Source organism: Streptomyces pathocidini, from assembly GCF_001418495.1.
Taxonomy (GTDB): domain Bacteria; phylum Actinomycetota; class Actinomycetes; order Streptomycetales; family Streptomycetaceae; genus Streptomyces; species Streptomyces pathocidini.
Map to the genome: position 1 here is coordinate 1 of NZ_LIQY01000067.1, position 12867 is coordinate 12867.

The following is a 12867-nucleotide window of genomic DNA, read 5'->3' on the forward strand; positions in this document are numbered from 1 at the left end:
GCGTAGGACCAGATCAGGGCGTCGAGTTCGCCGGAGGCGAGCTCGACCGCCACGCGCGCGTTGGCGACCGAGGCCTCGATCTTCGCGCGGTTGCGGATGATCGAGGTGTCGGTGAGCAGCCGCTCCACGTCGGCCTCGGTGAAGGCGGCGACGGCCGGGATCGAGAAGCCCTTGAAGGCCGCGCGGAACCCCTCGCGGCGGCGCAGGATCGTCAGCCAGGACAGGCCGGACTGGAACGCCTCCAGGCACAGCCGCTCGAAGAGCGCGTCGTCGCCGTGCACCGGGCGGCCCCACTCGGTGTCGTGGTACGCCACGTAATCCTCGGCGGACAGCCCCCAGGGGCAGCGCAGTCGCCCGTCGGGCCCTGGGACGGCTCCGGCCGGCTCGGTCACGGCCGCCACCTCTCGTCGCCGGTCCGGGTGTCCTGCGCCAGGCCGGGGCCGGGCGCCGCGCCGGGCCCGAACGGGCCGGGCCCTGCCTCATATCCGCCGGACCGGCGGTACTCGGCGGGGCCTTCGGCGTATCCGCCGGGGTCCCCGGGCTCGCCCCCGGGCCCGTCGTGCTCGTCCGGGAGCCGTGGCGCCTCCGGCGCGGAGGCCCCGGCGCCCGCCAGGGCGGCTTCGAGTTCCTCGATCCGGGCGTCGCGCTCGGCGAGTTCGGTGCCGAGTCTGTCGAGCGCCTCGTCCACCTCCGCCATCCGGTAGCCGCGCACGGCCATCGGCAGCCGCAGCGCCTCGACGTCGGCGCGGCCGACGGGCCGGTCGGCGGGCAGCGGGTCCTCCAGCCGGTCCGGCAGCGCCTCGGGCAGGGCGACGCCGTCGTCCCCCCCGACCACGACGAGCGTGACCGCGGCGACCACCGCGACCAGCGCGATGAGCAGGAACCAGAACACGAGGATCTCCCGGGGCCGTCCGAATCCGTACCGAACCTGTAGCCACGATCGTGCCACGCCCCACCGACAGCCGGGCCCCGCGGGCAGCGGTTAGGGTCGTCGCGGGCCTGCCCCGAAGGTCGGGCGGCCCGGGGAGGTTACGCGTGGTGCTGCGGCTGGGGACGCGGGAGTTCGGGACGCACGAGCCGGTGATCATGGCGATCGTGAACCGGACACCGGACTCCTTCTACGACCAGGGCTCGACCTTCCGCGACGAGCCCGCCCTCGCGCGCGTGGAGCAGGCGGTGGCCGAGGGCGCGGCGATCATCGACATAGGCGGGGTCAAGGCGGGGCCCGGCGATGAGGTGAGCGCCGAGGAGGAGGCGCGCCGCGTGGTTCCCTTCGTGGCCGAGGTGCGCGGGCACCACCCGGACGTGGTGATCAGCGTGGACACCTGGCGCCACGAAGTGGGCGCCGCCGCCTGCGAGGCGGGCGCGGACCTCCTCAACGACGCGTGGGGCGGCATCGACCCCCGACTGGCCGAGGTCGCGGCCGAGTTCGGGGCCGGTCTGGTCTGCACCCACGCGGGCGGCGCCGAGCCGCGCACCCGCCCCCACCGGATCGCGTACGAGGACGTGATGGCGGACATCCTGCGGGTCACGGTGGGGCTCGCGGAGCGCGCGGCGGAACTGGGGGTGCGGCGCGACGGCATCCTCATCGACCCGGGCCACGACTTCGGCAAGAACACCCGCCACTCGCTGGAGGCGACCCGCAGGCTGGGCGAGATGGCGGCGACCGGCTGGCCGGTCCTGGTGTCGCTGTCGAACAAGGACTTCGTCGGCGAGACGCTGGACCGGCCCGTCAAGGAGCGGCTGCTGGGCACGCTGGCGACGACGGCCGTGTCGGCGTGGCTGGGGGCGCGGGTCTACCGCGTCCACGAGGTGGCGGAGACTCGGCAGGTGCTGGACATGGTGGCCTCGATCGCGGGCCACCGGGCCCCGGCCGTGGCCCGCCGGGGGCTGGCCTGACGTGACGCCTGCGGCTGGGCTTCCCCACCACGTTCTGCCCCGGCTACCGCTGGTTGTGCCGGCATCCCGAACTGGGGCTCCGCCCCAGACCCCGCTCCTCAAGCGCCGGAGGGGCTGGATTTACCTGCGCCGGAGGGGCTGGTTTTCCCCGGAGGGGTTGGGCTTGCCTGCGCCGGAGGGGCTGGATTTCCGCTGGCTGGGGTCAGGCACCGCCCGACTCCTTGGTGACCAAGGACACCGCCTCGTCCACGTCGTCGGTCAGGTGGAAGAGTTCCAGGTCCTTCTCGGCGGCCTTGCCCTGGGCGACCAGGGTGCCGTGCACCCAGTCGACCAGGCCCTTCCAGTACTCGGTGCCGAACAGGACGATGGGGAAGCGGGTGACCTTCTTGGTCTGGACGAGGGTGAGCGCCTCGAACAGCTCGTCCAGCGTGCCGAATCCGCCGGGCAGCACCACGAAGCCCTGCGCGTACTTCACGAACATCGTCTTGCGGACGAAGAAGTAGCGGAAGTTCACGCCGATGTCGACATACCGGTTGAACCCCTGCTCGTAAGGGAGCTCGATTCCCAGGCCCACGGAGACCCCGCCCGCCTCCAGGGCGCCCCGGTTGGCCGCCTCCATGGCGCCCGGGCCGCCGCCGGTGATCACGCAGAAGCCGGCTCCGACGAGCGCCTTGCCTAGCCGGACCCCGGCGTCGTAGTCGGCCGCCCCCTCCGGGGTGCGCGCGGAGCCGAACACGCTGATGGCCGGGCCGAGTTCGGCCAGCGCGCCGAAGCCCTCGACGAACTCCGACTGGATCCGCATGACCCGCCACGGGTCCTGGTGCACCCAGTCGGTGGGCCCCTGGGTGTCGAGCAGGCGCTGGTCGGTCGTGGTCGGCTGCACCTGGCCGCGGCGGCGTACGACAGGCCCTAGGCGCCGTTCCTTCCACGTGCCGTCGGGCCGCCGCTCCCTGCCTGGGCTCTCCGGCTCGCGCTCGCCCTCGGGGTTGTTCATGGCGCACTCCCTCCGCGTGGGGCTCCCTCCCCCACCCCCACAGGGCGGGGCCGGGAGAGAGATCGTTCACTGCAGGGTACGCACCCGGAGGTGACGAGCAGCGGAATTCAGCTGGTCAGCCAGGTGCGCAGGTTCCGCTCCGCCGCCAGGACGGCGGCCGTCGCGACGTGCTCCTCGCGCGTGTGAGCCAGCTTCGGGTCGCCGGGGCCGTAGTTGATCGCGGGGATGCCGAGCGCGGAGAAGCGGGCGACGTCCGTCCAGCCGTCCTTGGGGGCCAGCTCCGCGCCGATCGCCTCGACGAACGCCGCGGCAGCCGGGTGGGACAGACCGGGCAGGGCACCGGGCGCCGAGTCGGTGAGGACGACCTCGTAGCCGTCGAAGACCTCGCGTACGTGCGCGAGCGCCGCTTCCTCGCCGCGGTCGGGCGCGAAGCGGAAGTTGACGATCACGGCGCAGGCGTCGGGGATGACGTTGCCGGCGTGACCGCCCTCGATCATCACCGCGTTGAGCCCCTCGCGGTAGGTGAGGCCGTCGATGTCGACGCGGCGCGGCTCGTAGGCGGCGAGGCGGGCGAGGACGGGCGCGGCCTTGTGGATGGCGTTCTCGCCGAGCCAGCTGCGCGCGGAGTGGGCGCGCCGGCCGGTGGTCTCGACGCGTACGCGCAGGGTGCCCTGGCAGCCGCCCTCGACCTTGGCGTCGGTGGGCTCCAGCAGGACCGCGAAGTCGCCCGCCAGCCAGTCGGGGTGGCGCTCCGCGAGCCGCTTGAGGCCGTTGAGGTCGGCGGCGACCTCCTCGTGGTCGTAGAAGACGAACGTGAGGTCGCGGTTGGGCTCGGGCACGGTCGCGGCGATGCGCAGCTGGACCGCGACGCCGGACTTCATGTCGGAGGTGCCGCAGCCCCACAGCACGCCGTCCCCGTCGAGCCTGGACGGGACGTTGCCGGCGATCGGGACGGTGTCGATGTGCCCGGCGAGGATGACCCGCTCGGCGCGGCCCAGGTTCGTACGGGCCACCACCGCGTCCCCGTCGCGGTCGACGGTCAGGTGGGGCAGCGCGCGCAGCGCCTCCTCCACCGCGTCGGCCAGGCCCTTCTCCTCGCCGCTCACCGACGGGAAGTCGACGAGCCGGGCGGTCAGGGCCGCGGCATCCAGGGCCAGGTCGAGCGTGGGGTGATCCATGGGACCGACCCTAGCCCGTCACGCGGGGGCGTACGGGGGGCCGGTACGGTTGGGCCGTGTCCGAGCCGACCCCAACCTCCCGCCGTGGCCGCCTTCTGCGCATTGGTGCGGCCTGTGCCGTCCTGCTGGCACTGGCGGGCTATCTGCTCGTGCACTTCACCAGCGGCGGGCCCGGTGCGCCGCGCTGCACGGTAAGGGGCCCCGGCCAGGACGGGGACCCTTACGAGATGCAGCCGGAGCAGGCGCTGAACGCGGCCACCATCGAGGCCGTGGGCTCCTCCCGCGGGCTGCCGGAGCGGGCGATCACCATCGCGTTGGCGACGGCCATGCAGGAGTCGGGGCTGCGCAACATCGACTACGGGGACCGCGACTCGGTGGGCCTGTTCCAGCAGCGGCCATCCCAGGGCTGGGGCGAGACACGGCAGATCATGGACCCGGTCTATTCGGCGGGGAAGTTCTACGAGCACCTGGAGAAGATCCCCGGCTACTCGCGGCTGCCGCTGACCGAGGCCGCGCAGCGGGTCCAGCGCAGCGGCTTCCCGCAGGCGTACGCGAAGCACGAGCCGGAGGCCGTGCTGCTCGCCTCCGCGCTCACCGGACGCACGCCCGGGGCACTCAGCTGCACGGCCGGCTCCGGCGGGAAGCAGGGCGACCCGGAGCAGGTGCGGGCGAAGCTGATCCGCGAGTTCGGGCCCGGGGTGCTGCCGGCGGCGCAGGCCGGCGAGCTGACGGGCGGCGGGCGGACCGGGAAGGCGTACCCCGCCTCGGACGCCGTCGTGGCCGTCCCAGTGGGCGCGGCGGCGGAGGCCGGTGCGGGCGAGGACCCGGGCGGGCGGCGCGGCTGGGAGGTCGCGCACTGGGCGGTGGCTCACGCCTCCGAGTTGGGCATCGCACAGGTCTCCTATGCGGGCCGAGTGTGGAGCGCCGCGGAATCCGGGAATGGGTGGCGGAAAGCGGACGGGAATTCGGACGCGGAGAAGTCCGAGGACTCGGGAGCCGTTCTGATCAATACCGCGCAATAGTGCGACCGGACACCCGGCAGCGTTAGCCGGACCCGAGCGGGGCCGGAATTCCCGTACCGGCGGCCGATCTTGGACTTCCCGGTGAATTCCCTTGGAAATCAAGGGGAGTGACGGTTCATCAGCCCATCATGCGAGTCCGGGTTCGCCCGTTTTTCCCCACAGCGGATTATGCGACGCATTGCCAACTCTTTACCTCGGCCTGCCGCAACCTTCCCGCTCCTCACGCGGTAGTCACTGCGTCCGCCCGGCGGGCACATCACAACCGACAGAAGCGCAAGCCTCTCTCCAAGGAGCACAATGTCCCTCCCCCTCACGCGTCGGATCGCCCGAGCCGCGCTGCTGGTCGCCGCGGGCGCCGCTCCCATCGTCGGCGCTGCCGGGTCGGCACAGGCCGCCGAGCACACGAGCTCGCCGCTGGCCGCCCTCGACCAGGCCGGCCTCGACACCGCCGCCGGAGGCGCGGCGCAGAAGGTCGGCGGTACGGCGCAGAAGACGGTCGGCGGCACCGCGCAGAAAGGCGGCGCCGCTGCCGCGGGCCTCGGCTCCGAGACCGTGAAGTCCACCCTCCCCAAGGCGACCAAGACGGTCAGCGGGCTCGGCAAGTCCGCACTGCCCGTGGTGAAGAAGGCCGCCGGGAACGCGGCCGGATCGCAGGGCGGCGGCCTCCTCGGCCAGGCCACCGGGGCCCTCCGCACCCTGCCGGTGAGCGGCGCGACCCAGGGCCTGCCGGTCGGCGGCGCGACGCAGGCCCTGCCGGTGGGCGGCGCGGCCCAGGCTCTGCCGGTGAGCAGTGTGACGCAGGCTCTTCCGGTCGGCGCTGCGACGCAGGGTCTGGGCGGGCTGCCGATCGGCGGCTGAGCGCGTCCGGCGCCTCCTGACGGGCGCGCTGACGCGACACGAAGGGCCCGGGGAGTCCGTCTCCCCGGGCCCTTCGCCTTGCCTGCTCCCGGTCGGGCCCCGACAGGGTGCTCGCCGACCGGAACTCTCGGGTGCTCGCCGGTCGGGCCCCTGCTCGCCGGTGGGCCCCTTCGGATGCTCGCCGGGTCGGCCCTCAGACGCTCGCCAGTCAGGTCCCGGTCGCCGGTGAGCCCCTCGGATGCTCGCCGGTCACACCCCTGCTCGCTGGTCGGACCCCCTCAGACGCTTGCCAGTCACGCCCCTGCGGCGGCCGCGCGGTCGGCCCCTCGGGGCCGATTCGTTCAGCTCAGTCTGCGGACCGCCTCCGCGACCCGCTCGTCGGTCGCGGTGAACGCGACCCGTACGAACCGCTCGCCCGCCGGCCCGTAGAAGTCGCCCGGCGCGACCAGGATGCCGCGCTTGGACAGGTCGCCGACCGTGTCCCAGCACGGCTCGTCGCGGGTCGCCCACAGGTAGAGGCTCGCCTCGCTGTGCTCGATGCGGAAGCCGCAGCCCTCCAGCGCCGAGCGCAGCGCCGTACGGCGGGCCGCGTACCGCGCACGCTGCTCGGCCACGTGCGCGTCGTCGCCGAGCGCCGCGACCGCGGCGGCCTGCACCGGGGCCGGGGTCATCATGCCGCCGTGCTTGCGGATCCGGAGCAGTTCGCCGAGCACGCCCGCGTCACCGACGAGGAACGCCGCGCGGTAGCCCGCCAGGTTGGACCGCTTCGAGAGCGAGTGGACCGCGACGACGCCCTCGTACGAGCCGCCGCACACGTCCGGGTGCAGCACGGACACCGGCTCGGTCTCCCAGCCCAGCTCCAGGTAGCACTCGTCGCTGACGACCAGCACACCGTGCTCGCGCGCCCATGCGACCGTGGCCCGCAGCCGCTCCTTGGACAGCACCCGACCGGTGGGGTTCGACGGGGAGTTGAGCCACAGCAGCTTGAGGCCGGCCGGGTCGGTGTCCGTCGGCTCGTCGTAGACGACGGGTTCCGCGCGGGCCAGCCGGGCGCCCACCTCGTACGTCGGGTAGGCCAGCCGCGGGTACGCGACGCGGTCGCCGGGGCCCAGGCCCAGCTGGGTCGGCAGCCAGGCTACGAGCTCCTTGGAGCCGACCACCGGCAGCACGTTGGTGTGCGCCAGGCCCGCCGCGCCGAGCCGGCGCCCGGCCCAGCCGGTGATGGCGTCGCGCAGCGCCGCGGTGCCCCACACGGTGGGGTAGCCGGGGCTGTCGGAGGCTGCCGACAGGGCAGCCTGGACCAGCTCGGGGACCGGGTCGACGGGGGTGCCGACCGAGAGGTCCACGATGCCGTCCGGGTGCGCGGCGGCGGTCGCCTTGTACGGCTCGAGCCGGTCCCATGGGAAGACGGGGAGTCGGGCGGAGACTGCGGACACGGTGCTCACTTCTCTCGGACGGCCGACTGACAGGGCCCGGCGGGCTCCCTCGGGAGGCCGACGCGGCCCCAGGAGCGCCAAACGCCTCGGTCCCGCACGGCCGCGGGCCGTACGGGACCGAGGCGGCGCCGGGCCTGCCGTCAGCCTTGCCGTGTGCTTACTGGTTCTGCGGCGGCAGCGCTGCGATGAAGGGGTGGTCGCGCTCGATCAGGCCGAGCTTCGACGCACCGCCGGGCGAACCGAGCTCGTCGAAGAACTCGACGTTCGCCTTGTAGTAGTCCTTCCACTCCTCCGGAGTGTCGTCCTCGTAGAAGATCGCCTCGACCGGGCAGACCGGCTCGCAGGCCCCGCAGTCGACGCACTCGTCGGGGTGGATGTACAAGGACCGGGAGCCCTCGTAGATGCAGTCGACGGGGCACTCCTCGATGCACGCCTTGTCCTTGACGTCGACACAAGGCTGCGCGATGACGTAGGTCACGCTGTCGTTCCTCCTCGGTAGGGCTGGCGGGTCCCCTCGCGGCTCCGCCACGGGCGCGCGGGAGCGCGGCGTCGTCGATGCCCGCACCTAGTATCTCCGTTCCGGGGCGCGAGACGAACATGAGGGGCTTACGGAGCTGTGGATTTCACCACCGGCGGACGACTCGAGGTCCGGATAACCGGAGCTGACCTGGGCAAAAGGGTGTCCGTACGGTCGCTCGTGGAGAACGGACCACCGGGCGCGCGGTTCACGGACACGGTCGGCGTGCTCACATCCTGGGACGCCGGTGTGCTCGTGATCACACGGCGGAACGGCGAGACCGTCCGGATCCCGGAGACCTCGCTCGTGGCGGGGAAGGTCGTACCCGCCGCGCCGGTGCGCCGGAGGGGGCCGGCCGCGAGCCGGGACGAGCTGGAGCTGGCCGCGGCGCGGGCCTGGCCGCCGGTCGAAAGCGAGCGGCTGGGCTCCTGGTTGCTGCGGGCGGCCGCGGGGTTCACGCGGCGCGCCAACTCCGTTCTGGCGCTGGGCGATCCGGGCATGGACCTCGACACGGCGCTGGCGCGCGTCACCGCCTGGTACGCCGAGCGCGGGCTGCCCGCGTACGTCCAGGTCGCCACGGACGCCGGGGCCGCGCGGCAGGGCCTGGCCGGGGAGTTGGCGGCGCGGGGGTGGACGCGGGAGGTCTCGGCGCTGCTGCGTACGGCCGCGCCGGCGGCGATCGCGGACATCCCGGTGGACGCGGCGGAGGTGGTGCTCTCGCGCACGGTGGACGAGGCCTGGCTGGCCCGCTACCAGAGGTCCGCCGGAGCCGAGGCTGGTCCTGAGGTGCGGGCGGTGCTGGGCGGCGGGCCCTCGGTGTGGTTCGCGACCGTGCCGGGTGAGGGGGTTCGCGGTGGGGAGGGTTTGTGCGGTGCGAAGGAGGCGCCCGGCACGGACGGGGCGCGCGGTGCGGAGGGTTTGCGCGGCGCGGATGAGGCGCCCGGCACCGAGAGCTTCCCCAGCGCGGAGAGTTCCCCCGGCGCGGAGAGCTTCCCCAGCGCGGAGAGTTCCCCCGGCGCGGAGAGCTTCCCCGCCGCGATCGGGCGGTGCGTGGTCGACGGGCGGTGGGCCGGGTTCGCGGCCGTCGAGGTCGACCAGGCGCGGCGGCGGCAGGGCCTGGCCACGGCTGTGATGGCCGCGCTCGCCCGCAAGGCGCTGGACGAAGGCGCGTCCGCCGCGTACCTCGCGGTCGAGGAGGACAACGGCGGCGCCGCAGCACTCTACGACGCGCTGGGCTTCACCACGCACCACGTCTACCACCACTTCCGAGCCCCGAGGGGTGAGCTCCGCTGAGCGGGTACGAGGCAGATATGGACGACGTCCACGCCCGACGGCGGCGGTTCGCGGCGGAGGCCCGCGCCGAGCGCCCCGACCTGGCCCTGCTGTGCCTGCTCCTCGCCGGCGAGGCCGAACCCGACCTGGGCGAGGCCGGCCTGGACGCGGCGCAGATCGAACTCGACCGGCTGGCGGGCCTGCTGCCGTACCGCCCAGCGGACGGCGCGCGCGGCTGGGCCCGCGCCGTGGCCGACCTGCTCGGCGACCGCTGCGGCTTCCACGGCGTCCCGGCCGACTACCGGCGGCTGGAGTCCTCGCTCCTGCCGGACGTACTGCGCCACAGGCGCGGGCTGCCGATCCTGCTGTCGGTGGTGTGGATGGAGGTGGCCCGCCGGGCGGGCGCGCCGGTGCACGGGGTGGCACTCCCGGGCCACTTCGTCGTCGGCTTCGGCGACCCGGAGGCGTACGGTCGCGAGGCCGCCGAGACATACGGACAAGGGGCCGCCGGGGCGTACGGGCGTCCGGTGCTGGTCGATCCCTTTGACCGGGGGCGGGTGCTGACCGACTCCGACGCGGATCTGCTGGTGGTGGGCGCGACGGGGGCGCCGCTCGATCCCTCGATGCTGCGCCCGGCCGACCCACGGGACATCGTCCTGCGCATCCTGAACAACATCCGCGCCTGGGCCGCGGCCCGGCCCGAGCGCTCCGACGTGGCGCTCTGGGCGGTCGACCTGTCCCTCCTGCTGCCCCGCCACCCGGCCCGGCTCCGCTACGACCGGGCCCAACTGCTCGTCCAGCGCGGCGACTTCGCCACCGGTGCGGCCGAGATGGAGGCGTACGCGGAGGTGGTGGCCGCCGTGGACGAGGAGGCCGCCGAGAGCCTCCACCAGCAGGCGTTCGCGGCCCGGGCACTGCTCAACTGAGCCGCCGGAGGCCTGCGGTGGCTCACCTCGGAACCGGCCCCGCCCGCCGGCCAGGCGCGCCGGGCCGTGCGGGCAAGCACTGCGCGCGGCGCACGTGCTCACCAGGAGTTGGGCCGGGGTCAACGGACGGGGCGTCCTTGGGCAAGTAGCCGTCCTTGGGCAAGCAGCCCCCGCTCGGACACGACAAGACGCATACGAACGGGGGAAGTTCGCCGGCTTCAGAGGTCACCCTTCTTCCGAAGGTGGTCCTTTGGTGGGTACGGAGGCGTGAGGTCATGCTGCTGGCAAGCTCCAAACGCGGTGCGTGCTTCCCCATGCCTTGACAGCGGTTCGGGGAGGCCGGACATAGTGGATGGACCGAGACTTGTTTCGACGGGTGGAACAAGATCGGTTTCTGTGGTCGGATCCCGGACCGGGCCGACGCTCCATGGGGGCACCGAGCATGCAAGAAATCACCCAACCCCTGCGCACCGAGGTCTTTCTCTCGCCCCGATGGCGTCATCGTTACCGTGCCATTCAGGTCACCCGTGGCAGTGACGGCGCGGTGCTGGAAGTGCCGGCGTCGGCAACGATCACGTCCATGCTCGACTTCAATCCGCAGTGGTTCGTCGATCGGCTCGTGCAGACGCGCGGGGCAGCCCCCTTCATGGGGATTCTGGACTTGACCAACGCTTGCACGGACGCGTGCGGCATGTGCTTCACCATGGCCAAACGCAAGGCCGAGGGCCTGAACCGGCACGCGGATGTCGACATGGTGCTGGCGCGTATCGGGCAGATCCAGCAGTGGTATCCGGATGCCTTCCGGTTGGTGGCGTTGGTCGGCAGCGGTGAACCCCTCATCGTGCCCGGGGTGGAGAGGCTGCTGCACGGGGTGGCCGACCTCGGTCTTGCCCTGCATGTCTACACCGCCGGAAAGAATCTGAGCAGGCCGGACGTACGCACCGCATTGGCACGCGGCGCGGTCAGTGTCCGCGTCAGCCTGGACGCTACTGACGAGGACACCTTCCAGAAGGTCCACCGGGCCGCCGGGCTCAGCGAACGGATCGAGGCGGTACGCCGGCTCGTCGCGGCGCGCGATGCCGTTTCCGGCCGGAGCCAGGCCATGGTGGGGCTGAGCATGGTGATCCAGAAAGCCAACAGCCACCAGATCAGCGCCTTTGCCGCACTCGCCCGGGACATCGGCTGCGACTTCGTCTCTTTCCATCAGGAAACCTACGGTCAGGTCCAGGGCGGGTTCGGTGAGACCGAAGCCCAGCGCCTGACCGAGGACCTGGCAGCGGTCGAAGGGATGACCGACGACGACTTCACCGTGACGGTCCCCCGCCTGGCCGGCCGCCCCACCGTCTTCGAACGCGCGGCGGCCACCCTCAGCGACCAGGCCACGCTCGACCGGTGCTTTTCCAGCCGCCACAAGCCGGTTATCGGATCCGACTACTCCGGCTGCTGCAAAGGCGGCTCGAACCTGGACTTCAAGCAGCACTCCTATGTGGGCCCGTTCACCGACGAGGCAACCATGACGACGCTGCGCACCGTGATCGACCGTGGGCTGGGAACCGCTCTGGGGCGCCCTGCACAGCTGAGTTGTGACAGCTGCGAACTCGCGGAATACGACCGGGCCATGGAGCGGATCCTGGCCCACCTGGACCACGAACAGGAGTGGAACACCCGCCTCGTCCCCTTCGAGCCCGGTGTCGATCACGACGCGGCGTATGAGGTGCTGTTCGGCGCCCACACCCCCTCTACGGCCCTCGCCGTGCGCCCGGACGGCACCTTGCGCACCCACCTCCCCCTGCTCCCCACGGATCTCGCGAGCAGGAATCCATGACCGCATTCGTACCGCACCTGCAGCCACATCCCACTCCCGCAAGCAGCGACGGCCGGCCCTCTCTGCGCCACGTAGCAGTGATCATGGACGGGAACCGGCGCTGGGCCGCCGAACACCACATGGCGCCCAGAGACGGATACCAGGCCGGGGCGGCGAAAGTCACAGAGTTCCTGTCCTGGTGCGACCAGACCGGCATCGAAATCATCACGCTCATGGCAGCTTCCGCGGACAACCTCCTTCACCGGGACCCCCGGATACTGGCGGAAGCGATGGACATCATCGTCACCGCCCTCAACGAACTGGCGGATCACGGACGTTACCGACTGTGCCCGATCGGCCGCCTGCCACGCCTCGGACCGGTGACCGAGCATGCGCTGCACCGGGTACGCGCGCGAACCACCGACGCCCCGGGGCCGACCGTCAACATCGCTGTCGCCTACAACGGCCGGGAAGAGATCACCGATGCCGTGCGGGCCCTCCTCGCCCGACATCTCCGCCAAGGAACTCTCTCCTCGCTCACCGAACGTCTCAGCCCCCAGGACATCGCCGAACAGCTCTACACCGCCACCCAGCCGGACCCGGACCTGGTCATCAGAACGTCCGGAGAACAGCGCCTGTCCACGCTGATGCCCTGGCAGACCGTCTACTCCGAACTCTGCTTCATCCCCGCGTACTGGCCCGACTTGGCACACTCCGACTTCGCCCGCGCCCTGACCAGCTACCACCAACGCCACCGCCGCTTCGGAGCATGACACGAGATGGACAGGCAGCCGCTTCGAACTGCCGTCGCCCAAGTCGCACCATCGGATGGACGCAGCTAGCACTGCCAGCGGCTGAATCTGTGCGCGTACAAGATGTTGACATGAGCAACCAACTTCGCCGAGCACTCAAGTGCTCCGCCCTCGTCATCGCATCCATGGGTGTTACCGCCGCAGTCACG

At 72.3% G+C, this 12867-nt stretch carries 13 protein-coding genes; 7 read left to right on the forward strand and 6 right to left on the reverse strand.

Annotation, left to right across the window (positions count from 1 at the left end):
* Both AOK16_RS04310 and AOK16_RS04315 read right to left on the reverse strand, forming a co-directional pair.
* Nucleotides 1-392 (reverse strand): DNA-3-methyladenine glycosylase I (locus AOK16_RS04310; RefSeq protein WP_169790858.1); only part of this gene is annotated, 392 nt, incomplete at its 3' end.
* On the reverse strand, nucleotides 389-892 hold the full coding sequence (locus AOK16_RS04315) for a DivIVA domain-containing protein (RefSeq protein ID WP_055470876.1): 504 nt from the start codon (nucleotides 890-892) through the stop codon (nucleotides 389-391). The genes AOK16_RS04315 and AOK16_RS04310, both read right to left, overlap by 4 nt.
* A 146-nt stretch (nucleotides 893-1038) precedes the next feature.
* Between AOK16_RS04315 and folP the strand changes: the two genes are divergently transcribed.
* On the forward strand, nucleotides 1039-1899 hold the full coding sequence (gene folP / locus AOK16_RS04320; protein WP_205627628.1) for a dihydropteroate synthase: 861 nt from the start codon (nucleotides 1039-1041) through the stop codon (nucleotides 1897-1899).
* Nucleotides 1900-2101: 202 nt separating this feature from the next.
* Here the strand turns inward: folP and AOK16_RS04325 are convergent, their stop codons facing one another.
* Nucleotides 2102-2893, reverse strand: a complete 792-nt coding sequence (locus AOK16_RS04325) for an LOG family protein (RefSeq protein ID WP_055470877.1) — start codon at nucleotides 2891-2893, stop codon at nucleotides 2102-2104.
* Between the two features lie 107 nt (nucleotides 2894-3000).
* On the reverse strand, nucleotides 3001-4071 hold the full coding sequence (gene dapE, locus AOK16_RS04330) for a succinyl-diaminopimelate desuccinylase (protein ID WP_055470878.1): 1071 nt from the start codon (nucleotides 4069-4071) through the stop codon (nucleotides 3001-3003).
* Nucleotides 4072-4127: 56 nt separating this feature from the next.
* Here dapE and AOK16_RS04335 point away from each other — a divergent pair, with 56 nt between their 5' ends.
* Both AOK16_RS04335 and AOK16_RS04340 read left to right on the forward strand, forming a co-directional pair.
* Entirely contained in the window at nucleotides 4128-5093 is a 966-nt protein-coding gene (locus AOK16_RS04335) for a VldE C-terminal domain-containing protein (RefSeq protein ID WP_055470879.1), read from the forward strand.
* A gap of 297 nt (nucleotides 5094-5390) precedes the next feature.
* The gene (locus AOK16_RS04340; protein WP_055470880.1) at nucleotides 5391-5951 is read left to right on the forward strand and encodes a hypothetical protein; all 561 of its coding nucleotides are present in this window, start codon (nucleotides 5391-5393) and stop codon (nucleotides 5949-5951) included.
* Nucleotides 5952-6292: 341 nt separating this feature from the next.
* On the opposite strand, the gene dapC is transcribed toward AOK16_RS04340, so the two are convergent.
* Nucleotides 6293-7387: a succinyldiaminopimelate transaminase gene (gene dapC, locus AOK16_RS04345; RefSeq protein ID WP_055470881.1), complete on the reverse strand. Its 1095-nt coding sequence runs from the start codon at nucleotides 7385-7387 to the stop codon at nucleotides 6293-6295.
* 157 nt (nucleotides 7388-7544) lie between these two features.
* A complete protein-coding gene (gene fdxA, locus AOK16_RS04350; protein WP_018089397.1) occupies nucleotides 7545-7865 on the reverse strand; it encodes a ferredoxin in 321 nt (106 codons plus the stop codon).
* 138 nt (nucleotides 7866-8003) lie between these two features.
* On the opposite strand from fdxA, the gene AOK16_RS04355 reads away from it, so the two are divergent.
* The 4 genes from AOK16_RS04355 to uppS all read left to right on the forward strand — a co-directional run bounded on the left by AOK16_RS04355 (nucleotide 8004) and on the right by uppS (nucleotide 12679).
* On the forward strand, nucleotides 8004-9197 hold the full coding sequence (locus AOK16_RS04355; protein WP_055470882.1) for a GNAT family N-acetyltransferase: 1194 nt from the start codon (nucleotides 8004-8006) through the stop codon (nucleotides 9195-9197).
* Nucleotides 9198-9214: 17 nt separating this feature from the next.
* Nucleotides 9215-10102: a transglutaminase family protein gene (locus tag AOK16_RS04360; RefSeq protein ID WP_055470883.1), complete on the forward strand. Its 888-nt coding sequence runs from the start codon at nucleotides 9215-9217 to the stop codon at nucleotides 10100-10102.
* A gap of 442 nt (nucleotides 10103-10544) precedes the next feature.
* Nucleotides 10545-11927, forward strand: coding sequence for a radical SAM protein (locus tag AOK16_RS04365; RefSeq protein WP_157859103.1), 1383 nt, complete (start codon nucleotides 10545-10547; stop codon nucleotides 11925-11927).
* Nucleotides 11924-12679 (forward strand): polyprenyl diphosphate synthase, encoded by a 756-nt coding sequence (uppS, locus tag AOK16_RS04370; RefSeq protein ID WP_079101052.1) that lies wholly within the window; start codon nucleotides 11924-11926, stop codon nucleotides 12677-12679. Before AOK16_RS04365 ends, uppS begins: the two co-directional genes overlap by 4 nt.
* Nucleotides 12680-12867: the final 188 nt, after the last annotated feature.

Coding starts and splice junctions, on each gene's coding strand:
- AOK16_RS04365 (WP_157859103.1), top strand. CDS start 10,545: ATGCAAGAAATCACCCAACCCCTGCGCACCGAGGTCTTTCTCTCGCCC.
- AOK16_RS04340 (WP_055470880.1), top strand. CDS start 5,391: ATGTCCCTCCCCCTCACGCGTCGGATCGCCCGAGCCGCGCTGCTGGTC.
- dapE (WP_055470878.1), bottom strand. CDS start 4,071: ATGGATCACCCCACGCTCGACCTGGCCCTGGATGCCGCGGCCCTGACC.
- uppS (WP_079101052.1), top strand. CDS start 11,924: ATGACCGCATTCGTACCGCACCTGCAGCCACATCCCACTCCCGCAAGC.
- AOK16_RS04325 (WP_055470877.1), bottom strand. CDS start 2,893: ATGAACAACCCCGAGGGCGAGCGCGAGCCGGAGAGCCCAGGCAGGGAG.
- AOK16_RS04360 (WP_055470883.1), top strand. CDS start 9,215: ATGGACGACGTCCACGCCCGACGGCGGCGGTTCGCGGCGGAGGCCCGC.